The following is a 23,619-nucleotide window of genomic DNA, read 5'->3' on the forward strand; positions in this document are numbered from 1 at the left end:
CGCGCCTCCCGCGATCAGTCGACGCGAAACCCCGGAGGCCGGCGCCGAGTTGGCCACCGTGCCCGGTAACTCCGATCTGTTCGCCCTGTGCGCTGCTGGACCGGTCCTTCCGCTCTTGACGGCGGCGAGAGCGAGACGGTTACGGTAGGCGAACGCGTGGCCGCGAGCACCAGACGGGGGCGGCCGTTGAACCGGTGGGGACTCATGTCGTTCGACGAGGAATGGGCCGAACTACGGGACGCGGCGGCGGCACGCCATGGCGCCATGCAGCTCAACAGCCTGCCGCCGGAGGGCGGAGGGGGCGGCGGCACCGCCGATCTGGTGGTGCACCGCGACGAACTGGGGCGTATCGGAAATGACGCGTACGAGCTGCGTACCCGGCTCTCCAAGGAGGGCGACCAGGCCAGGCCCGCCACCTTCGATGCGGCCATCGCCCTGACCAACGGCGAGTTCGTCAGCGGTGCCGCCCTGCTCAAGGTGCACGACCGCTGGAACACCCACGTGAAGACGCTGCTCGACGCCTGCGCGCAGATCTCGAATCACCTCGACTACACCAAGGCCCAGCACGCCAAGGACGACGTGAGGATCCAGGGCGATCTGACCTCCGTGTCCAAGCTCACCGAGTATCTGCAGTAGGGGCCCGGGGAATTCCGACATGCTCAAGTACGAGGACATCATCGACGCGCCGCTCGGGAAGCTGAAGACCGCCGTCGACGACTGGACCGAGATGGCGGGCCACCTGGACCGGCTGGCGGGTCAGGCCGAGGACGGAATGCTGGCCCGGGCGAACAAGGCCGACTGGGAGGGCGTCAACGCGGGCGTCGGCAAGGCGTTCATCGGCAAGACCGCCAAGGAGTTCAGGGACGCCGCCGCCGAGGCCAAGGGCGTGAAGCTGATCCTGGAGGAAGGTCACGCGGCCATCAAGAAGGCCAGGGACGAGCTGATCGACATCCGCGACCACCAGGGGCCGGCGGCCGGCATCCGAGTGGACGGCAGCGGCAAGGTCAGCGCGCTGCACCCGATGGAGGACGTGCCGCCCGCCCTGCGCCACCACGACCCGGACTACCCCGAGCTGGTGCGGCAGGAGAAGGAGAACATCGCCTCCTGGCAGCGCAGGATCGACGCCCTCGTGGACAACTGCAACGACACCGACGTGTCCTTCAAGAACTCCCTGGAGGCCAACGTCACCGACCGCAAGGACTTCAGCGCTCCGAAGTACACGAAGCTGGACCAGGAGGAGGCTGCCCGCGCGGCCGACCTGGCCGCCAAGGGCGGAGACATCACCCACACCGAACTCCAGGCCCTCAACGAACTCCTGAAGGACAACGGGACGTCACCGGAGTTCGCCAGGAACTTCTACGAGAAGCTCGGCCCCGAGAAGTCCCTCGCGTTCTTCGGCCAGCTCTCCACCGACACGTACGAGCACGGGAAGGTCGACAAGGAGCGTCTGAAGGACGTCCAGGAACTCCAGCGCAATCTGGGACTGAACCTCGCGACCGCCTCCCACGACACGGAGTTCAGCGACAAGTGGGGCCCGGAACTGCGCAAGCTGGGTACGGAGCGCATCCCCCTTGCCAAGAACGACTACGGCGGGCCCTACGGGTACCAGCTCCTCGGCGGCATCATGCGGTACGGGAACTACGACAAGCAGTTCCTCAACCCCATCGCCGAGCACGTGGCGCAGCTCCACCAGAAGGACCCGGACCTGTTCGCCGGCAACAAGGTGGTGAACAGCCCGTTCAAGAACCCGTTCAACCCCTCCGGGGTCAACGGCGCGGGCTACGACCCTACGACCGCCATGCTGGAAGCCCTCGGCAACAGTCCTGACGCGGCCAAGCACTTCTTCGCCGACCCGCCGACCGCGTACAACGAGGACGGCACGGTCAACCGCGGCGCGACCGCCGACCTCGGCAAGGCCGACGGACAGCCGGTCGACAACTACCTCGACTTCTTCGGCAACGAGAAGTGGGAGACCTTCGGCGACGTCAACTCACTGGACCGGAAGGAGCAGGAGGGCTCGCTCAACCACATGCCCGACGCGCTGGGCAAGGCGCTGGAGGCCGCGACCCTCGGCTACCCCGCCGGGAACCCCGACGGCGGCGTCGTCAAGGACGCCGACAACGCCGCGGTCATGCGGCAGGTCATGGAGAAGTACGGCTCGGACGCGGGTCTGCTCAAGACGCAGGAAGCCCTCTCCGACAGCCTCGGCACGATGGGCGCCGGATACATCGACGACATCAACTGGGCCCTCGACAAGAACAGGACGGACAGCCCCTTCGCGCCCGGCCCGAACGCGGAAGGGCGCATTGACTTCACCGACACCCTCGATGGCGACGGCCGCAGCGTTGTCCGTGGCTTCCTCAGCTCGCTCGGCCAGCATCCCGACGCCTACGCTACGGTCTCGACCGCCGAGCAGGCCTACACCCGCAGTGTCCTGGAGGGTACGGTCGGCCCCGACGGCAAGATCGATGAAGGCTCGGCCAGGGCCACGGTGCGCCTCGGCGCCGAAGTGCAGGGCATGCTCGACCAGTCCCGCGCCGACCAGGTCGAGGCCACCAACCTCAAGACCCACGAGGACTACGAGAAGGCGGTCGCCAAGCGGGCCGGCTGGATCGAGTTCGGGGCGACCGCCGGTGTAGCCGCGGGCGTGGCCTTCCTGCCGGCGACCGCGGCGGTGGGTACGGCCGCGGTCCTTATCCCGCTCGCGACCGACACCGCGAGCGGCGTAGTGGAGCAGGGCATCAGTCAGTTCGTCGGTGACCTCTCGGACAGCTCGGTCGACGAGCACAAGGACAAGGTCGGGGAGCTCAACGCGGATCAGAGGAAGATGATCTACACCGCGGGTGAGAGGCGGGCCGAATCTCCGATGGAGGAGTTCTTGGCGCTCCACGGCCAGAAGTCGAGCACCGCGTTCGGTGAGGACCTCAGGCAGGCCATGGAGCTTGGCTACGGCGCTGGCAATGACCGCCAGAAGCAGCAGGGCAACGACCCGGAAACGGACTGAACACAGAAGGACCAAGAGAACTCTGATGATGACCAACCCCACCAGGACGCACGGGGTCCGCTGTGCGCTCATGGCCAGCCTTCTCGCACTCGCGGTCGTCGGCTGCGATTCAGGAGGCGACGCAGAGAAGCCCACCCCTTCCGTCCGGGCTCAGCAGTTGTGCGGTGGCAAGGCGGTGACCGAGGAGGCGGCCAAGGCCCTCGAAGAAATCTTCGGCACCGACCGGTTCGAGGCCACGAACAAGAAGACCACCGTCGCGGCCGCCGCCGCGGAGCTGTCCCGCCCGGCTGTCTCCACGACCATCGGGAGAGGGGAGATCTGCCGCATCTTCCCCCCTGTCGGCTCCAGGACCGAGGTCGACGACCTGCGTGTGCGTTGGTACATGTACGACACCGGCCCGGATCAGGACCACCACCCGAAGTACACCCTGTTCCCGATGGGCGAGCAGGCCGGTGGTGCGACCGATGGCGGCTACCTCTACTTCGAGTGCCGCGCCAACGGCCATGCCACCGTGACGCCGAACCACATCTCCGTCAACGTGGAGAACCCGGACCCGTTCGAGGAACCGGAGGGCGACCCCCGGAAGCTGAAGCGCGCCTACGCGACCGTCGCCCACTCCTTCTCCCTGGCGATGGCGAAGGAGCTGCGCTGCGCCGACGACGGCGGGCTGAAGGCCGCCCCGTCGCTGTAGCGCTGGTGCACCCGTGCGCCCCGTACGACGATGAGGGGGCGTGACAGGGGTACGCGCTTGGTTGCGCGCAGGGGTCATGTACTAGAGTTATCTCGACATCGAGATAACTGCCGAGGCGCCCCGTAGCCGCCACGTCAGGTGAGGGTGACCTAACTTAGCCTTACCTTAGCGGATCGGCCGGCCGTCGTGGCGGCAGGATTGCGGTGGGTACGCGCACATATATGAAGGAGACTGTCGTGTCGGCGAACAGCTTCGACGCCCGCAGCACGCTGCAGGTGGGCGACGAGTCGTACGAGATCTTCCGGCTGGACAAGGTGGAGGGTTCGGCCCGCCTGCCGTACAGCCTGAAGGTGCTGCTGGAGAACCTCCTCCGCACCGAGGACGGCGCGAACATCACCGCCGACCACATCCGGGCGATCGGCGGCTGGGACTCCCAGGCGCAGCCGTCGCAGGAGATCCAGTTCACGCCGGCGCGCGTGATCATGCAGGACTTCACCGGCGTGCCCTGTGTCGTCGACCTCGCCACCATGCGCGAGGCCGTGAAGGAGCTCGGCGGCGACCCGGCGAAGGTCAACCCGCTCTCCCCGGCCGAGCTGGTCATCGACCACTCCGTCATCGCCGACAAGTTCGGCACGCACGAGGCCTTCGCGCAGAACGTCGAGCTGGAGTACGGCCGCAACAAGGAGCGCTACCAGTTCCTGCGCTGGGGCCAGACCGCCTTCGACGACTTCAAGGTCGTCCCCCCGGGCACCGGCATCGTCCACCAGGTCAACATCGAGCACCTGGCCCGCACGGTCATGGTCCGCAACGGCCAGGCGTACCCCGACACCCTCGTCGGCACCGACTCGCACACGACCATGGTCAACGGCCTCGGTGTGCTGGGCTGGGGCGTCGGCGGCATCGAGGCCGAGGCCGCGATGCTCGGCCAGCCGGTCTCGATGCTCATCCCGCGCGTCGTCGGCTTCAAGCTGACCGGCGAGCTCCCGGCCGGCACCACCGCCACCGACCTGGTCCTCACGATCACCGAGATGCTGCGGGGGCACGGCGTCGTCGGCAAGTTCGTCGAGTTCTACGGCGAGGGCGTCGCCGCCACCTCGCTCGCCAACCGCGCGACCATCGGCAACATGTCGCCGGAGTTCGGCTCCACCGCCGCGATCTTCCCGATCGACGACGAGACGCTGAAGTACCTGCGCCTGACCGGCCGCGACGCGCAGCAGGTCGCCCTCGTCGAGGCGTACGCCAAGGAGCAGGGCCTCTGGCTCGACCCGGCCGCCGAGCCCGACTTCTCCGAGAAGCTGGAGCTCGACCTCTCCACCGTCGTCCCCTCCATCGCCGGCCCGAAGCGCCCGCAGGACCGCATCGTCCTCGCCAACGCGGCCGAGCAGTTCGCGCAGGACGTCCTCAACTACGTCGAGGCCGGCGTGACCGGCGGCGACGACCGCAAGCCGGGCGTCCCCGCGCAGGAGAAGCCGCACGGCGTGGCCTCCCCGGTCGACGAGGCGAGCTCCGAGTCCTTCCCGGCCAGCGACGCCCCGGCCTACGGCAACGACGACAACGGCGCCGGCGCCCCCGAGCACGCCGCCGTCACCGGTGCCTCCGTGCCGTCCAGCCCGGTCACGGTGACCGCCCCCGACGGCTCGACGTACGAGATCGACCACGGCGCCGTCACCGTCGCCGCGATCACCTCCTGCACCAACACCTCGAACCCGTACGTGATGGTCGCCGCCGCGCTCGTCGCGAAGAAGGCCGTCGAGAAGGGCCTGACCCGCAAGCCGTGGGTCAAGACCACGCTCGCGCCCGGTTCCAAGGTCGTCACCGACTACTTCGACAAGGCGGGCCTCACCCCCTACCTCGACAAGGTCGGCTTCAACCTCGTCGGTTACGGCTGCACCACCTGCATCGGCAACTCCGGCCCGCTGCCGGACGAGGTCTCCAAGGCCGTCAACGACCATGACCTGGCCGTGACTTCGGTGCTCTCCGGCAACCGCAACTTCGAGGGCCGGATCAACCCCGACGTCAAGATGAACTACCTGGCGTCCCCGCCGCTGGTCGTCGCGTACGCCCTCGCGGGTTCCATGAAGGTGGACATCACCAAGGACGCGCTCGGCACCGACCAGGACGGCAAGCCGGTCTTCCTCCAGGACATCTGGCCGACCGAGGCCGAGGTCAACGAGGTCGTCGCCAGCGCCATCGGCGAGGACATGTTCAGCAAGTCCTACCAGGACGTCTTCGCGGGCGACGCCCAGTGGCAGGCGCTGCCGATCCCGACCGGCAACACCTTCGAGTGGGACCCGCAGTCCACCTACGTCCGCAAGCCCCCGTACTTCGAGGGCATGACGATGGAGACCACCCCGGTCTCCGACATCACGGGCGCGCGCGTCCTCGCCAAGCTGGGCGACTCGGTCACCACCGACCACATCTCCCCGGCCGGCGCGATCAAGGCCGACACCCCGGCGGGCCAGTACCTCACCGAGCACGGTGTGGAGCGTCGTGACTTCAACTCCTACGGCTCGCGCCGAGGCAACCACGAGGTCATGATCCGCGGCACGTTCGCCAACATCCGCCTGCGCAACCAGATCGCGCCGGGCACCGAGGGCGGCTACACCCGCGACTTCACCAAGGATGACGCCCCGGTGTCGTTCATCTACGACGCCTCGCGCAACTACATCGAGCAGGGCATCCCGCTCGTCGTGCTCGCCGGCAAGGAGTACGGGTCCGGCTCGTCCCGCGACTGGGCCGCCAAGGGCACCGCGCTCCTCGGCGTCAAGGCCGTCATCGCCGAGTCCTACGAGCGCATCCACCGCTCGAACCTCATCGGCATGGGCGTCCTGCCGCTCCAGTTCCCGGAGGGCCAGAACGCCGAGTCCCTCGGCCTGACCGGCGAGGAGACCTTCTCCTTCACCGGCGTCGAGGAGCTCAACAACGGCACGACGCCGCGCACGGTGAAGGTCACCACCGACACCGGCGTGGAGTTCGACGCGGTCGTCCGCATCGACACCCCCGGCGAGGCGGACTACTACCGCAACGGCGGCATCATGCAGTACGTGCTGCGCAGCCTGATCCGCAAGTAGGCGGACCGGGAGGCCCGTTACGGGGCTTCCGCGCACGCGGTCGAGGGCCGCATCCCCGCGGGACGGGGGTGCGGCCCTCGACGTTCGCGGGGGGACCGCTTCGCCCCGGCGGGCGCGAGCGGGATTCGTGCGTTCCGGTGCGAGACGTGCGCAGGGTGGGGTCCATCGTGTGACAGCCGTTTACAGCGGTGCCGGTGCGCGCTAACTTCCCCATGGGGTGGGAGCGCTCCCATGGTGGCGGACCGGAACCCGCCCCGAGGGGGCCGTTCCCGCCTCGCCCGTCCGCACCGCCCTCGGGCGGTCGGCGGCTCGGGGCGGACCGGGTGGCTGCTTGGACTCACCCGGTCCGCGAGCCCGGGCCGGCCGAAGGGGGGAGTGCCGGCCCGGGGTGGTGCGTGGCTTGTGGCGACCGTGGTGTGCGACAACGTTGTCGAATGGTCTGTACATGACTCTACCGCCTCAACGGACAACGATGTCAAGCCAGTTGCGCCGAAGATCACGGACGGTTCTCCGCCGAAGGGGTGGGCGCCGGACCCCGGGGAGGGCGCGCCCCGCGCGCCGGGCGGTCCGGACGCGGTCTTCCGTGGTACCGGTGGCGCACGTTACTGTCCCTGCGGCTTGTGCGACCCGTGGTGCGCGACCCGTCCGAAGGAGGAGGGGCCGCGTCATGCGTTTCCGTCCGTCATCCGTGCTGCTAGCCGTCGTGCTGACGGCCGGCGGTGCCACTCCCGCCCTGGCCGCGCCCGCGTCCGGCCCGCCGGACCTCGTCCGCGACCCGACCGCCTACGTCGACCCGCTCATCGGCACCAGGAACGGCGGGAACGTCTTCCCCGGCGCCGTCGTCCCCTTCGGCATGCTCTCCTGGAGCCCCGAGAACACCCGCGGCGACGCCACCCGCACCGCCGCGCCCGGCGGGTACCACTACGACGCCACCCGCATCCGGGGCTTCAGCCTCACCCACATGTCCGGCACGGGCTGTGCGGGCGGCAGCGGTGACATCCCGTTCTTCCCGTACGCCGGGCAGGTGACGTCCTCCCCGGCGAGCGACACCAAGGACGCGGTGTACGCCGCCGACTTCAAGCACTCCGACGAGACGGCCGAGCCCGGTCACTACAGGGCCGCCCTCGCCTCCGGCGTCACCGCCGACCTCACCGCGACCGCGCGCACCGGCTCAGGCCGCTTCACCTTCCCGGCGGACAAACCCGCCTCCATGCTCATCCGCACCGCCAACTCCGAGGTCGGATCCACCGACTCGGACCTGCGCATCGACCCGGCGACGCGCACGGTCTCCGGGTCCGTCACCTCCGGCAACTTCTGCGGCTACCTCGACCCGGAGGGCCGGCGCAGCTACTACACCCTGTACTTCACCGCCCGCTTCGACCGGGACTTCAAGGAGACGGGCACCTGGAAGGACGACAGGCTGAACCCGGGCGCCACCGAGGCGAGCGGCGGCACCGGAGGCTTCGCCGACGGCGGACGGCCCGTCGCGGGCAAGGGGGCGGGCGGCTACGTGGAGTTCGCGCCCGGCGCGGGCCCCGTGCACGTCAAGGTCGGCATCTCGTACGTGAACCGGGCGGGCGCGGCGGCGAACCTCGCGGCGGAGAACCCGCGGTCGCGGTCCTTCGCGTCCGTGCGGGAGGCCGCCCGGCGGGCCTGGCGGGAACGTCTCGGCGCGATCAGGGTCGGCGGCGGCAGCGACACCGACCGCACCACCTTCTACACCGCGCTGTACCACTCCCTCCTGCACCCGAACGTCATCAGTGACGCCGACCGCAGATACCGGGGCGGCGACGGCGAGGTCCATGTCGTCGGCCGGGGGCACCGGGCCCAGTACGGCACCTTCTCCGGCTGGGACGTCTACCGCTCCCAGGTCCAGCTGCTGACCCTCCTCGACCCGGACGTCGGCTCCGACATCGCGCAGTCACTGCTCCGGCTGGCCCGGCAGAACGGCGGGATCTGGGACCGCTGGCTGCACGGAGCGAGCGGGACCCACGTCATGAACGGCGACCCCTCGCCGGCCGCGCTCGCCGGGATCCGTGCCTTCGGCGGCACCCGTTTCGACCTGCGCGGGGCACTGGACTCGCTGGTGAGGGCGGCGACCGTGCCGACGGAGAAGGATCTGTCGCCCGCGGGCAAGCCGGTGCTGTCGGTGGGCCAGCGGCCCTCCCTCGACAAGTACTTGAAGCACCACTACATGCCGTCCGTCTCCAACGCCTGGGGCGGTGCGGCCGAGACCCTGGAGATGTCCGGAGCCGACTTCGCGATCTCCCAACTGGCCGCCGCGGCGGGGGAGAAGCGGACCGCGAAGACCTTCGCCGACCGGTCCCAGTGGTGGCAGAACAACTTCAACCTCGCGGCCGACACCACCGGCGGCTACATCGCCAACCGCAGGGCGGACGGCAGCTGGGTCACCGGCTTCACCCCGGCCACCGGCAACGGCTTCGTCGAGGGGACGGCCGCCCAGTACACGTGGATGGTGCAGCACAACCCGGCCGGTCTCTTCGCGGCGATGGGCGGCCGGGCCGAGGCGCTCGACCGCCTCGACACCTTCTTCCACGACGCGGACGGCGGCTGGGCCCTCACGGGGAGCGGCGGCGACAAGTCCGAGCTGGACAACGAGCCGTCGATCAACGTCCCCTACCTGTACGCCTACGCGGGCGCGCCGTACAAGACGCAGGAGACCGTCCGGGCCGCCGTGCGGCAGCTCTGGTCGACGCGGCCGGGCGGCATCCCAGGCAACGACGACCTGGGGGAGATGTCCTCCTGGTACGTCTTCTCCTCGCTCGGCATGTACCCGCAGGTCCCCTCCCGGTCGGAACTGGTGCTGGCGTCACCGCTGTTCCCGCGCGCCGAGATCTCCCGCCCCGGCGGTGGGGACATCAGGATCCGCGCGGCCAAAGCGGCGCCGGACGTTCCGTACGTGCACGCGCTGAAGGTCGACGGCCGTTCCAGTGACCGCCCTTGGCTGCCCGCCTCCTTCGTCCGCAAGGGCGGCACCCTCGACTACACGCTGAGCGGCACCCCGGACAAGGAGTGGGGCAGCGCCCCGGAAGACGCCCCGCCGTCCTTCCGCACCGGCGAGCAGCCGTACCAGATCGGCGTGGGCCCCACCACGGCCAGGCTCGCGCCGGGCGGCAGCACCGAGCTGGACATCAAGGCACTGGCCCTGAGCGGCGGCGCAGGTCCAAAGGTCCGTTTCCACGTGGACGTGCCGGACGGCGTCACGGCGACCCCCGCCGAGGGCACGGTGCGCGACGGGGCGCAGCACATCACCCTGAAGGCGGCCGACAGCGCCCGGCAGGGCTTCTACGACGTCCAGGTGACGGTGACGTCCGGCGGGTCCTCCTACCGGCAGCCGGTGGCCCTGACGGTGGCTGCGCCCGGCTCGCTCCTCGCCGCCTACGACAACACCGGCGTCTCGGACGACGAGGGCGACCACGACGAGGCGGACTACGACGGCGGCGGCTGGAGCTACTCCCGCCAGGCGCTGGCCGCGGCCGGCCTCACGCCGGGTGAGCGCGGCACGGTCTCCGGCGGCCTCGCCTTCACCTGGCCCGACTCCCCGGCGGGCCGCCCCGACAACGCGACGGCGTCCGGCCAGATCCTCGAACTGACGCAGCCCGCAGCCATGTTGAGCTTCATCGGCAGCGCGGTCAACGGAAACCAGCGGGCCGAGGCGACCGTCACCTACACCGACGGCGGCACGGACACCGTCGACCTCGCCCTCACCGACTGGACCGTCGGCGGCGGAGGCGGCACCGTCCAGTACGGCAACGAGGTCGTCGCCAAGACCCCGTACCGCAACGTCGCGGGCGCCGACAAGGACCCGGTGGCGACGTACGTCTTCGCCACGAAGCCCTTCGAGGCACCGGCCGGGCGGACCATCAGGAGCGTGAAGCTGCCGGACAACGGCGACCTGCACGTCTTCACGGTCGCCGTCGGCTGACCCACGCGTGCCCGGCCCACCCCGGGCGCGCCCGACACGCCGCGGGGCGGCACGGAGGAAGTCTCCGTGCCGCCCCGCTCCCGTGGGGAGGTGCGTCAGGACAGCAGCTCCACCTCCGCCAGCGTCGCCTCACCGGTCAGGACCAGGCGGTAGTGCGCGTACGAGCGCGGTGTCGCCACCGAGAACGCCCGCGTCTGCCGGTCCCAGGTGAAGGATTCACCGGAGCGCTTGTCGAGGGTCGACCAGCGGGTGCCGTCCGAGGAGCCCTGCAAGGTCCAGCCGGTCGGCGCCTTCGTGCGGTCCGCCGAGGTCAGGGTGTACTGAACTCCCTTGGTCCGCGCGGTGACCGGCAGGTCCACCGACGTCACGCTCGCGTTCGTCGCCGAGGTGTTGTCGAAGAGCGCGCCGTCACCCCTGAGCGTGTCCGCGCGGGGCGAGGGCACCTTGTCGTCCTGGGTGACGGACACCGGCGCGTCCGTCTTGCCGGTACCCCAGGAGGACGGCTTCGAGCCCATGTCGAACTCCAGGACCCCGCCCCTGGCGATCAGCGAGTGCGGGAGCGAGGTCGACCTCCACTTCTTGCCGTTGACCTTCAGGCCCTGCACGTACACGTTCCTCGCGCTGTTCCTGGGCGCCTTGACCACCAGGTCCCGGCCGTTCTCCAGGTGCACGGTCGCCTTGGTGAACAGGGGGGAGCCCACGGCGTACTCGCCGCTGCCCATCACCAGCGGATAGAAGCCGAGGGAGGAGAAGAGGTACCAGGCCGACTGCTCGCCGTTGTCCTCGTCGCCGTGGTAGCCCTGGCCGATCTCGCTGCCGGTGTAGAGGCGTGAGAGCACCTCGCGGACGTTCTTCTGCGTCTTCCAGGGCTTGCCCGCCGCGTCGTACATGTAATTGACGTGGTGCGCGACCTGGTTGGAGTGCCCGTACATGCCCATCCGTACGTCACGGGCCTCCGTCATCTCGTGGATGACCCCGCCGTACGAGCCGACGAACTCCGGCGAGGCCGTCTCCGGCGTCGCGAAGTAGGTGTCGAGCTTGTCCGCCAGACCGCTGCGTCCGCCGTACAGGTTCGCCAGGCCCCGGCTGTCCTGGGGCGCGGTGAACGCGTAGCCCCAGCCGTTCGTCTCGGTGTAGTCGTAACCCCACACACGCGGGTCGTACTTGGAGGACTCGACCCGCCAGTCGCCCTTCGCCTCGCGGCCCTGGAAGAACCCGGCCTCGGAGTCGAAGAGGTTGACGTAGTCCTGGGCCCGGTTGAGGAAGTACGCGGACTCCTCCTTGTACTTCTTCTTGCCGGTCTTCTTGTAGAGGGCCTGGCCCATCTTGGCGATGCCGTAGTCGTTGAGGTAGCCCTCCAGCGCCCACGAGAGGCCTTCGTGCGTGTCCGTGCTCGTGTAGCCGAGGAAGGGCGAGGTCGACATGCCCTTGCGGCCCACGCCCGAGGAGGGCGGCACCACGGTGGCGTTCTTCACGGCCGCCTGGTACGCCGACTCCGCGTCGAAGTCGACACCCTTCACGTACGCGTCCGCGAACGCCACGTCCGACGAGGTGCCGGTCATCAGGTCCGCGTAGCCGGGCGAGGACCAGCGTGAGGTCCAGCCGCCGTCCTTGTACTGCTGCACGAAGCCGTCGACCATCTCGCCGGCCTGGCCGGGGGTCAGCAGCGAGTACGCCGGCCAGGTCGTCCGGTAGGTGTCCCAGAAGCCGTTGTTGACGTACACCTTGCCGTCGACGATCTTCGCGCCGGTGTGCGTCGGCGAGTCCGGGTTCGGCATCGGCGAGAACGGCGAGGCGTACTGGTACTTGGAACCGACCTTCTCGAAACCGGAGTTGGGGTAGAGGTACAGCCGGTACAGGCTGGAGTAGAGCGTGGTCAGCTGGTCGGGGGTCGCGCCCTCGACCTCGACCTTGCCGAGGATCGCGTCCCACTGCTGCCGCGCCCGCGTCTTGACGGCGCCGAACGAGGTGCCGCCGGGGATCTCCTGGCGCAGGTTGTCCTTCGCCTGGTCGATGCTGATGAGCGAGGTGGCCAGGCGCAGGGTGACCGAGCGGTCGGCGCCCGGCTCGAACTTCAGATAGCCCTTGACGCCCGACGACGTGCCCTCCGTCACCGGCGCGTCGAAGACGCCGTACACGAACAGCCGGGTGGCGCCGGTGGACAGCCCGGACTTCACGTCCGAGTAGCCGGTGAAGGTCCCGCTCTCCTTGTCGAGGGTGAGACCGGCCTGGTCGGTGACGTTGTCGAAGACGACGCTCGCGTCGTCGCCGGGATAGGTGAACTTCAGTGCGGCGGCGTGGTCCGTCGGCGCCATCTCCGCCTTGAGTCCGTTCTCGAACGTGACCCCGTAGTAGTAGGGGCGGGCCGTCTCCTTCTCGTGCCGGAAGGCGAGCGCGCGGGCGGTGCGGCCGGTGTCGGGGGCGCCGGACGCGGCCGACGGCATCACCTGGAAGGTCTGCCGGTCGCCCATCCACGGGCTCGGCTCGTGGCTCGCGCTGAACGCCTGGATGGTGGGCAGGTTGTCCGCGTTGTTCGCGCGGGCGTAGTCGTAGAGCCAGCTCAGCGAGCCCGCGTTGGTGACCGGCGTCCAGAAGTTGAAGCCGTGCGGCACGGCCGTCGCCGGGAAGTTGTTGCCGCGCGAGAAGCCGCCGCTGGAATTGGTGCCGCGGGTGGTCAGCGCGTAGTCCGACAGATGCGCCTTGGGCTTCTCGGGCGCGACGGCCTTCACGGCGATGTCGTCGACCCAGCCGCGGAACTTCGCAGGTCCCTTGGGGGAGTCGTAGGCGACGAGTATGCGGTCCACGGTGCGGCCCGCGGCGACGGAGCCGATCCGGGAGCGGACGTTGTTCCACTGGTTGACGTACAGGACCTTCGAGGCGCCCTGACCCTGCGGGGTCAGCGCGAACCCGTGCTGGTCGGTCGCCTTCAGGTCGCTGAGGTGGGTGCCGTCCGTGAACGCGAGGTCCACGGAGACGTTGGTGGCGTCGTAGTCCCGGTCGCCGTCCGCCATCGACGGGAAGATCCGGTACGACAGCTCGGTGTTCCGGCCCACCGCGACGTTCACGTCGAAGACCTTGTTGTACGAGTAGGCGTGGCCGTCCACCTTGTGCGTACCCGCGTAGCGCAGGGCCCGCTTGCCGGTGAAGCCCGCGCCCGCCTTCGCGGTCGGGGAGCCGCTCGGGCCGCGGTCCACCAGCGACAGCATGTCCCTCGGCGCCGGGTCGTCGCTGCCACCGACGGAGAACTGGAGGTCGGAGAGCTGCGTGGCGTCCGAGGCGCCGTTGTTCCTCGTGACCTGCCACCGGAAGTGCCGGTACTCGGCGGGTTCCGCGAGATCGTACGACTTCGTCTGGAACCGTGCGGAGAAGGACTCGCCCGAGCGGCTGTCCAGGTCCTTCCAGTCCTTGCCGTCCGCCGAGCCCTGCAGGATCCAGTCCTTCGGGTCGCGCTCGTCGTGGTCGTTGGCGGACGTCAGCGCGTACGTGACCAGCTTGACCGGGGCGTCCAGGTCGAACTCCACCCAGCCGGTGGGCGCGAAGGTGAGCCACTTGGTGCTGGACTCCCCGTCGACGAGGTTCTCCTTCACCTCGCCGCCGCCCGCGTTCTCGCCGCTGGCCCGGACGTCCGTGACGTGATCGCTGACGTTGCCCGGGATGCCGCTGCTGTAGCCGCCGTCGACCCCGGCGGCGCGTTTCGTCCCGTCCGGTGCGGTATCGACCGTGTTCAGCCAGTCCGGTGCGGGATCAGCCGTTTCGAAAGAGGAGGCGAACTCCTGGTCGGCGGACGCCCTTTCGGCCGGCCGCGCGACGGCGGCGCCTTGCGAGGCCACCACCAGAGCGAAGGCGGCCGTTGCGACGACCGCCGTGGAACCCCGTCTGAGCCGAGCTCTCTGCATGCGCGAGCACCCTCCCTGCGCTTGGACAACGTTGTCAAATTCGCTGCGCAAGGACCAGTAGGGAGTCAAGTTGCCAGAGATGTCAAGGGTGTTGGATGCGGCATTCGGGCCTGATGTCAAGGATTTCCCTCTGTGGGAGTGCACAGGCGCCCCATATTTCCGTGAGGTCTCAACTCGGAAAAGACCCACGGGCAAACCTGCATTCGATCTTGCTCCGCCGACGGGAAGTGGACTATACCTGTCGGCATCTGCTCCGCCGTCTCCGATGGTCGGGAGGCAGGCAGGCCCCGGGGGGAATCTCGATGTCGCGGACCGCGCCCAGTGCGCCGAATGCCGTGCCGTCCAGCTGAATCCCCCACGCACGACCCCAGCTTCACCACACCGCGGTGCCGGGGAGGATCCGGTTCACCGCCTGAGTCCTGGAGAAGGCGAGGACTTGAGCATGGGATCCACTTCCGCCGAGAACAGCAACACCGAGGGTGTCGGCCGCCGCGCACTGATCAAGCGGTCCGCCGCGCTCGGCCTGATCTCCGTCCCGACGATGAGCTTCCTGTCCGCGTGTGCCAGCGGGGACGGCGGTTCCGAGGACAAGGCCAAGACCGGCAAGAAGACGACGAAGAACCCGCTGGGCGTCAACGCGACCGCCCCGCTCGCCGTCGTCATCTTCGACGGTGGTTTCGGTACGAAGTACGCGACGGACGCGAACGCCGAGTACAAGAAGGCGTACCCGAAGGTCAAGATCGATTTCCACAAGACCCAGAAGATCCAGTCCGAGCTGCAGCCCAAGTTCAACGGGGGCACGCCGCCGGACCTGATCGACAACTCGGGCGCCCAGCAGATGGACATGGGCGTGCTCGTCGGCAAGAAGCAGCTGACCGACCTCACCCCGCTCCTCGACGCGCCGTCGATCGACGACCCGGCGAAGAAGGTCCGCGACACCCTGCGTCCCGGCATCGTCGAGATGGGCCAGTTCGACGGCGACCCCGTCTGGATCATGTACTACGCGTACACGGTCTACGGCGTCTGGTATTCGCAGACCGCCCTGGAGAAGCTCGACTCCGAGTATCCCGAGGACTGGGACGCCATGCTCGCGCTGTGCGCGAAGGCGAAGAAGAAGGGCATCGCCGGCTGGACGTACGCGGGCAAGTACCCGTACTACCTGCCGTTCTCGCTGTACCCCTTCATCGCGAAGATCGGTGGCCGGGAGGTCCTCGACAGGATCGACAACCTGGAGCCGAACGCCTGGAAGGACCCGGCCGTCAAGGCCGCGTTCGAGGCGTACTACGAGCTCTACAAGAAGGGCTACATCCTCAAGGGCACCCCGGGCATCGACCACATCCAGTCGCAGACCGCGTGGGCCAAGGGCAAGGCGCTCTTCATCCCCAACGGTTCCTGGGTGGAGAACGAGTCCGCGAAGGTCATCCCCGCGGACTTCAACCTGGCCGTCAGCGGTCCGTCCGGCCTGGACAGCTCGGACAAGATGCCGTTCGGCACCATCTGGGCGTCCGGCGGTGAACCCTTCATCGTGCCCGCCAAGGCGAACAACCCCGAGGGCGGCATGGAGCAGCTGCGCATCATGCTCAGCGAGGCCTCGTCGAAGAACTTCACCAGCCAGGTCAAGTCGCTCACCGCGTTCAACGGCGGCACCGACGGAATCGAGCTGACTCCGGGTCTCAAGTCCGGCGTCGCGGCCCTGGACAAGGCCGGCGACAACGTGGTCAACCCGCGTCTGCAGGACTGGTACGTGAAGCTCCAGAAGGAGCAGATCGGTGTCTCCGGTCTCGGCGAGATGATGGCAGGGCGACTGACCCCGGTCGAGGCCATCAAGAAGATTCAGGCGTACGCGGACGCGGCGGCCAAGGACCAGTCCATCAAGCACTACAAGCACCAGTAGCAGCACGTGCGGACGCGTCATCAGCGGCGGCACCCGCGCAACGATCGGGGTCGGTGACCATGCAACACGGCAAGTACCGGTTCATCACGGGGTTCCTGGTGACCCCTCTGGCCTTGTACGCGATCTTCGTGATCTGGCCGTTCATCCAGGCGATCTACTATTCGTTCACGGACTGGACCGGCCTGAGCCCCGACTTCAAGATGGTCGGTTTCGCGAACTACACCAGAATGCTGGACGACGACGTCTTCTGGAAGTCGTTGCAGCACAGCCTCGTATTCGCGTTGTTGCTGCCGCTGGTGACGCTGGGCCTCGCACTCTTCTTCGCCTTCATGCTCAATGTCGGCGGGCGGCGCCGTAAAGGCGCCGCCATCACCGGAGTGCGGGGTTCGGGTTTCTACAAGATCGCCTACTTCTTCCCGCAGGTGCTCTCGATCGCGATCGTCGCTCTTCTGTTCCAGTTCGCGTACAACCCGAATGACGGCGTGATCAACGGGACATTCAAGGCCATCGGTCTCGGCAGTGTTCAGCCCGACTGGCTGGGCGATCCCGGGCTCGCCCTCTGGTGCGTGATGTCGGTACTCCTGTGGAGCACCGTCGGATTCTTCGTGGTGCTGTTCTCGGCGGGAATGGCCTCCATTCCGAAGGACTTCTACGAAGCCGCTCTCCTCGACGGCGCGAGCCGCTTCACCACGTTCTTCCGTATCACCCTGCCGCTGCTCTGGGACACCGTGCAGTCCGGCTGGGTCTACATGGGCATCCTGTCCCTCGGCGCCGAGGCGTTCGCCGCCGTTCAGATCATGACGGTGGGCCCCGGCGGACCGGACTACTCGACGACGGTCCTTCCGCTGTACGTGTACCAATCGGCGTTCCGTGACGCGAACGCCGCCTACGCAACAACGATCGGGGTCGCCCTGCTCGTCGTCACGCTGCTGTTCGCGGCTGTCGTGATGCGGCTGGGCCGGCGCGAGCGGCTGGAGTTCTGATGAAAACCACTGAGATCCCGCCGCCGGTGGGCCCGGTACAGGACCACTCCCCGGTGACCGGGAAGCCGGGCGCGCCCGAGCCGGCCAGGAGCAGTGAGCGAGGAGTCCTCAACGTCTTCTCCCACGGCGTCCTCGTCCTCTGGGCGATCATGGTCGTGATGCCGCTGCTGTGGGCGGTGATGACGTCCTTCAAGGACGACGACTCGATCTTCAGCTCCCCCTGGTCGCTGCCCGACAAGCTGCACTTCGACAACTGGTCGCGTGCCTGGTCGCAGGCGCACATGAGCGACTACTTCGCCAACACCCTGATCGTGGTGGGCTTCTCGCTGGCCGGCACGCTCGTGCTCGGCTCGATGGCGGCCTATGTCCTGGCCCGCTTCGACTTCCCGGGCAACCGCTTCGTCTACTACCTCTTCGTCGGGGGCATGAGCTTCCCCGTGATGCTGGCCCTGGTACCGCTGTTCTACGTGCTGAACAACATGCGGCTGCTGAACACGCTCCCGGGTCTGATCCTCGTCTACATCGCCTACTCGCTGCCCTTCACGGTGTTCTTCCTGACCTCGTTCTTCAGGACGCTGCCGACCTCGATCGCCGAGGCGGCGTTCGTCGACGGGGCGTCGCACACCAGGACCTTCTTCCAGATCATGCTGCCGATGGCCAAGCCGGGCCTGATCAGCGTCGGGATCTTCAACTTCCTCGGGCAGTGGAACCAGTACATGCTCCCGACGGTGCTGAACACCGACCCGGACAAGAAGGTGCTCTCCCAGGGACTGGTCGAGCTCGCGACCAGCCAGGGGTACAAGGGCGACTGGTCGGGACTGTTCGCCGGCCTCGTGATGGCGATGCTGCCCGTCCTCGCCGCGTACATCGTCTTCCAGCGCCAGGTGGTGCAGGGTCTGACCGCGGGAGCCCTGAAGTAGCGGAGTGACCACGCAGCGTCCGTCGGCCCGGATCGGCAGCCCTGCGGTGTCCTGAGGGGCCCTGTCCCTTCACGTGTCGGCGTCGTGCCCGTGAACCCGGGCCGGCGCCGACACGTCTGTGTGCGGTCCGGCAGGTTGCACCCGATTTCCCTCAAGGACTTGACTGCGGTAACCCGTTCAGCGGAGCTTGGAGTTCACAACTTGTAAGTGACCCGGGTCCCGCTGCTGTGGCCCGGGTCACAAGGGCGGCATCTTCGCCGTCCGGCTGAGGGCAGGAGTGGATGAGTCGATGGAGACTCCGGGGTCGCAGTCGTCGCTGCACCGAGCAAATCTGGAGCGCGTCGTCCGTGCGGTGCGCCTTGCCGGGTCGCTCACGCAGGCGGAGATCGCGAGGACGACGGGCCTGTCCGCAGCGACGGTCTCCAACATCGTGCGGGAGCTCAAGGACGGGGGAACGGTCGAGGTCACGCCCACCTCGGCGGGCGGTCGCAGAGCCCGCAGCGTGTCGCTCAGCGGAGACGCCGGCATCGTCATCGGCGTGGACTTCGGGCACACGCATTTGCGCGTCGCGATCGGGAATCTGGCCCATCAGGTGCTTGCCGAGGAGTCCGAGCCCCTGGATGTCGACGCCTCCGCGCCGCAGGGTTTCGACCGGGCGGAGGAACTGGTCAGCCGCCTGATCGCGGCGACAGGAGTCGACCGGTCGAAGATCGCCGGCGTGGGCCTCGGCGTGCCCGGCCCGATCGACGTGGAGTCCGGCACGCTGGGCTCCACGTCCATCCTGCCGGGCTGGACCGGCGCGCGGCCCGCCGAGGAGCTGCGGGGGCGGCTCGGCGTGCCCGTGCACGTGGACAACGACGCGAACCTGGGCGCCCTCGGCGAGCTGGTGTGGGGGAGCGGCCGGGGCGTCAGGGACCTGGCGTACATCAAGGTCGCCAGCGGCGTCGGCGCCGGTCTGGTGATCAGCGGCAAGATCTACCGCGGCCCGGGTGGCACGGCGGGAGAAATCGGGCATATTACTCTTGACGAGTCCGGCCCGGTCTGCCGTTGCGGTAACCGCGGCTGCCTGGAGACCTTCGCGGCGGCGCGCTATGTGCTGCCGCTCCTCCAGTCCAGTCACGGTACGGATCTGACCATGGAAGGCGTCGTCAGGCTGGCGCGGGACGGTGATCCGGGCTGCCGTCGGGTGATCGCCGACGTCGGCCGCCACATCGGCAGTGGAGTCGCGAATCTCTGTAACTTGCTGAACCCGAGCCGGGTGGTTCTCGGCGGCGATCTCGCCGAGGCCGGGGAGCTGGTTCTCGGGCCCATCAGGGAGTCGGTCGGCCGGTACGCGATCCCCAGCGCCGCGCGTCAACTCTCGGTGTTGCCAGGGGCTCTTGGAGGCCGTGCGGAGGTCCTCGGGGCACTCGCTCTCGCGCTCAGCGAGATGGGTGATTCGACCCTTTTGGACGGGTCTCTGACGGCTGCCACGCCTGCCTTCACTTAGAGAACGGATGGCACCGTTGCCATCTCGTTAAGGATTTACTTCTTGACGTCGCACGTGCGGCCGAGTTGACTTCCAGCCACCTCGGCCGCAACGTCGCGGCCTCGTCAGGGAGGTTCTGAAGTGAACACGCGTATGCGTAGTGCAGCTGTAGCCGTCGCCGCTGGTGCGATGGCCGTTTCGCTGGCCGCTTGTGGCAGTGCGGACAAGGCCGACGGTGGAAGTGACAGTTCCAGCTCCGCCAAGAAGGGTGACGCGATCAAGGTCGGTCTGCTCCTCCCGGAGAACCAGACCGCGCGTTACGAGAAGTTCGACAAGCCCCTGATCGAGAACAAGATCAAGGAGCTGACGAACAACAAGGGCGAGCTCGTCTACGCCAACGCCAAGCAGGACGCGACCACCCAGTCGCAGCAGGTCGACACGATGATCACCAACAAGGTGGACGTCCTCATCGTCGACGCCGTCGACTCCAAGGCCATCGCCAACTCGGTGAAGAAGGCCGACGAGGCCGGCATCCCGGTCGTCGCGTACGACCGCCTCGCCGAGGGCCCGATCAAGGCCTACACCTCCTTCGACAACGAAGAGGTCGGTCACGTCCAGGGCAAGGCGCTCCTGGAGGCCCTGGGTGACAAGGCCAAGCCCTCCGCCAAGATCGTCATGATGAACGGCGCGATCACCGACCCGAACGCCGCCCTCTTCAAGAAGGGCGCGCTGGCCGAGCTCAAGGGCAAGGTCGCCATCGCGAAGTCGTACGACACCAAGGAGTGGAAGCCGGAGAACGCCAACAGCAACATGGACGCGGCGATCTCCGCCGTCGGCAAGAAGAACATCGTCGGCGTGTACTCCGCGAACGACGGCATGGCGGGCGGCATCATCACCGCCCTCAAGTCCGCGGGCGTCACCCCGCTCCCGCCGGTCACCGGCCAGGACGCCGAGCTCGCGGGCGTGCAGCGCATCATCGCGGGTGAGCAGTACATGAGCGTCTACAAGCCCTACGCCCCCGAGGCCGACGCCGCCGCCGAGATGGCCGTCGCGCTCGCCCAGGGCAAGGACCTCGGCGACATCGCCAAGGACTCGGTCGACAGCCCGACCACCAAGGGCGTCCCGTCGGTGCTCGTCCCCGTCACCTCGCTGACCAAGGACAACGTCAAGGACACCGTCGTCAAGGACGGCGTCTACACGGTCGACGACATCTGCACCGCCAAGTACAAGGCCGCCTGCGACAAGGCCGGCCTGAAGTAACCAGCCGCAGGTTCCGTCCCGTACGGGGGAATCCGCTCCCGGACTCCCCCACGGGACCTGCGCACAAAAAGCTCCTCCGGCGCCCCGCACTCACCAGCCCCGCAAGCTCGGGCGGGGCGCCGGAGCGAACAACACCCCCCTCCCACACTTCTGCACAACCTCCCGCCCGGCCAGGCGGCGAAGGAGATGGTTCACGTGTCCGCTACGCCCGTGCTGGCGTTGCGCGGGGTCTCCAAGCGGTTCGGTGCCGTCCAGGCGCTCACCGACGTAGAGCTTGAGGTCCACGCCGGTGAAGTGGTCGCCCTGGTGGGCGACAACGGCGCCGGAAAGTCCACGCTGGTCAAGACGATCGCCGGCGTGCACCCCATCGATGAAGGCGTCATCGAGTGGGACGGCAAGGCCGTCCAGATCAACAAGCCGCACGACGCGCAGAACCTGGGCGTCGCGACGGTCTACCAGGACCTCGCGCTGTGCGACAACATCGACGTCGTCGGCAACCTCTACCTGGGCCGTGAGCTGAAGAAGCGCGGCATCCTGAACGAGGTCGAGATGGAGCGCCGCTCCCGCGAGCTGCTCCAGACGCTGTCGATCCGCATCCCCAGCGTGCGCATCCCGATCGCCTCGCTCTCCGGCGGTCAGCGCCAGACCGTGGCCATCGCCCGTTCCATGCTCGGCGAGCCGAAGCTGGTCATCCTCGACGAGCCCACCGCCGCCCTCGGTGTGGAACAGACGGCACAGGTCCTCGACCTGGTCGAGCGGCTGCGCGAGCGCGGCCACGCGGTCCTCCTCATCAGCCACAACATGGCCGACGTGAAGGCTGTCGCCGACAAGGTGGCCGTGCTCCGGCTCGGCCGGAACAACGGCATCTTCGAGGTCAAGACGACCTCGCAGGAAGAGATCATCTCCGCCATCACCGGTGCCACGGACAACGCCGTGACCCGTCGTGCGGCGCGCACCAACGGGGAGGCTCAGAAGTGAGCATCGACAAGACCTCCGCCACCTCCGACGAGCACGCCGTCGAGAACCCCGAGGCCGCCGCCGCCGCGGTGACCGCCGTCGACCCCCGGCTGCTCGTGCGCGAGCGCGGCTTCGCCGGCTACCTCGACGAGTTCAAGCGCAAGATGCGCGCCGGTGACCTGGGTTCCCTCCCGGTCGTCGTCGGTCTGATCGTCATCTGCGCGATCTTCCAGAGCCTGAACTCGGCGTTCCTCTCCTCCGAGAACCTCAACAACATCGCGGTCGCGATGGTCGCCACCGGCATGATGTCCGTCGGCATCATCTTCGTGCTGCTGCTCGGCGAGATCGACCTGTCGGTCGGCTCGGTCAGCGGTGTCGCGGGCGCCATCACCGCCGTGCTCAGCGTCACGCACGGCATGAACGAGTGGCTGGCGGTGGTCATCGCTCTCGCCAGCGGCGCGGCCATCGGCGCGATCCACGGCTTCTTCTTCGCCAGGATCGGGGCGCCCGCGTTCGCGGTCACCCTGGCCGGCCTGCTGTTCTGGCTCGGCTTCATGCTCCAGATCCTGGGCGAGAACGGCACGATCAACATCGACAGCGACGGCGTGGTCGGCAAGCTGACCACGTACTACTTCTCGGACGTCGCGGTGGCCTACGGCCTCGCCACGGTCGCGGTCGTGGTCTTCTTCGTGACCTCGTTCCTGGACAGCCGGCGCCGCGAGGCCGCGGGCATCCCGTCCCGGCCGCTCAGCGAGATCGTGCTGCGCACGGTGCTGCTCGCGATCGTCGGATACGCCGCGGCGGTCATGTTCAACCAGTACAAGGGCCTGCCCCTGGCCCTGCTGCTCTTCGTGCTGGTCCTGGTCGGCACCGACTTCCTGCTGCGCCGCACGGGATACGGCCGCAAGATCTTCGCGCTCGGCGGCAGCGTCGAGGCCTCCCGCCGTGCCGGTATCAACGTCACGGCCGTGCGGATCTCGGTCTTCGCGATCGCGGGCTTCTTCGCCGCCGTCGGCGGTCTGTTCTGGTCGTCCAAGATCGCCGCGGCCAACCAGAGCGCCGGTGCCGGTGACCTTCTGATGAACGTCATCGCGGCGGCCGTCATCGGCGGCACCAGCCTCTTCGGCGGCCGCGGCCGCACGTGGAACGCGCTGCTCGGCGTCATGGTGATCACCTCGATCCAGTACGGCCTGGCCCTCGAAGGCATCGCCACGCCGATCCAGTACATGATCACCGGTGGTGTTCTGCTGGCGACCGTCGTCATCGACTCCGTCACCCGCAAGACCCAGAAGACCGCGGGCCGCGCCTAGCAGCCCCGGCCCCTTCCGGCCCCGGACCGAAGTGCCCGGCACCCATGGCGGTGCCGGGCACTTCGCCGTACCCGCAACCCCGCGTCTCGTTGCGGAACGTTTGTACGAGAATGGGTAAGACCGTTCGCGTGACGTACAAAGCATGGCCCCGGCACCGGCGGCAGAGGCGGAACATTAGACTCGACAGACCCGGCAAAGCTCGAACAGCTCTATTGCAAG

General features: G+C 68.3%; 13 protein-coding genes. 12 read left to right on the plus strand and 1 reads right to left on the minus strand.

Translation table 11 applies throughout. From position 1 onward, the window contains the following. Window positions 1–204: 204 nt before the first annotated feature. The 5 genes from ACFYP4_RS01515 (at window position 205) to ACFYP4_RS01535 (ending at window position 10,712) form a co-directional block, all read left to right on the plus strand. The gene (locus tag ACFYP4_RS01515) at window positions 205–636 is read left to right on the plus strand and encodes a hypothetical protein (protein ID WP_358850306.1); all 432 of its coding nucleotides are present in this window, start codon (window positions 205–207) and stop codon (window positions 634–636) included. 19 nt (window positions 637–655) lie between these two features. Further along, window positions 656–3,004 (plus strand): hypothetical protein, encoded by a 2,349-nt coding sequence (locus ACFYP4_RS01520; protein WP_388781622.1) that lies wholly within the window; start codon window positions 656–658, stop codon window positions 3,002–3,004. A gap of 25 nt (window positions 3,005–3,029) precedes the next feature. After that, entirely contained in the window at window positions 3,030–3,695 is a 666-nt protein-coding gene (locus ACFYP4_RS01525) for a hypothetical protein (protein WP_388781625.1), read from the plus strand. 236 nt (window positions 3,696–3,931) lie between these two features. Continuing rightward, a complete protein-coding gene (locus ACFYP4_RS01530) occupies window positions 3,932–6,766 on the plus strand; it encodes an aconitate hydratase (RefSeq protein ID WP_358850303.1) in 2,835 nt (944 codons plus the stop codon). 667 nt (window positions 6,767–7,433) lie between these two features. Next, window positions 7,434–10,712, plus strand: coding sequence for a GH92 family glycosyl hydrolase (locus ACFYP4_RS01535; RefSeq protein WP_388781629.1), 3,279 nt, complete (start codon window positions 7,434–7,436; stop codon window positions 10,710–10,712). Between the two features lie 95 nt (window positions 10,713–10,807). On the opposite strand, the gene ACFYP4_RS01540 is transcribed toward ACFYP4_RS01535, so the two are convergent. Next, window positions 10,808–14,608, minus strand: coding sequence for a GH92 family glycosyl hydrolase (locus ACFYP4_RS01540; RefSeq protein ID WP_388781632.1), 3,801 nt, complete (start codon window positions 14,606–14,608; stop codon window positions 10,808–10,810). Window positions 14,609–15,050: 442 nt separating this feature from the next. Between ACFYP4_RS01540 and ngcE the strand changes: the two genes are divergently transcribed. The 7 genes from ngcE (at window position 15,051) to ACFYP4_RS01575 (ending at window position 23,400) form a co-directional block, all read left to right on the plus strand. Further along, window positions 15,051–16,502: an N-acetylglucosamine/diacetylchitobiose ABC transporter substrate-binding protein gene (gene ngcE, locus ACFYP4_RS01545; RefSeq protein ID WP_358853099.1), complete on the plus strand. Its 1,452-nt coding sequence runs from the start codon at window positions 15,051–15,053 to the stop codon at window positions 16,500–16,502. A 59-nt stretch (window positions 16,503–16,561) separates the two neighbouring features. Further along, window positions 16,562–17,485 (plus strand): sugar ABC transporter permease, encoded by a 924-nt coding sequence (locus ACFYP4_RS01550; protein ID WP_358853142.1) that lies wholly within the window; start codon window positions 16,562–16,564, stop codon window positions 17,483–17,485. Further along, a complete protein-coding gene (locus tag ACFYP4_RS01555) occupies window positions 17,485–18,405 on the plus strand; it encodes a carbohydrate ABC transporter permease (RefSeq protein ID WP_358853100.1) in 921 nt (306 codons plus the stop codon). The genes ACFYP4_RS01550 and ACFYP4_RS01555 overlap by 1 nt, the downstream gene beginning before the upstream one ends. 289 nt (window positions 18,406–18,694) lie before the next feature. Beyond that, complete coding sequence (locus tag ACFYP4_RS01560; RefSeq protein ID WP_358853101.1) at window positions 18,695–19,894, plus strand: ROK family transcriptional regulator; 1,200 nt, start codon at window positions 18,695–18,697, stop codon at window positions 19,892–19,894. 132 nt (window positions 19,895–20,026) lie between these two features. Further along, the gene (locus tag ACFYP4_RS01565; RefSeq protein ID WP_358853102.1) at window positions 20,027–21,133 is read left to right on the plus strand and encodes a substrate-binding domain-containing protein; all 1,107 of its coding nucleotides are present in this window, start codon (window positions 20,027–20,029) and stop codon (window positions 21,131–21,133) included. Between the two features lie 186 nt (window positions 21,134–21,319). Next, the gene (locus ACFYP4_RS01570) at window positions 21,320–22,111 is read left to right on the plus strand and encodes an ATP-binding cassette domain-containing protein (protein ID WP_358853103.1); all 792 of its coding nucleotides are present in this window, start codon (window positions 21,320–21,322) and stop codon (window positions 22,109–22,111) included. After that, window positions 22,108–23,400 (plus strand): sugar ABC transporter permease, encoded by a 1,293-nt coding sequence (locus tag ACFYP4_RS01575; RefSeq protein ID WP_358853104.1) that lies wholly within the window; start codon window positions 22,108–22,110, stop codon window positions 23,398–23,400. Before ACFYP4_RS01570 ends, ACFYP4_RS01575 begins: the two co-directional genes overlap by 4 nt. Window positions 23,401–23,619 lie beyond the last annotated feature (219 nt).

It is taken from the genome of Streptomyces sp. NPDC005551 (assembly GCF_042871785.1).
Taxonomy (GTDB): Bacteria; Actinomycetota; Actinomycetes; order Streptomycetales; family Streptomycetaceae; genus Streptomyces.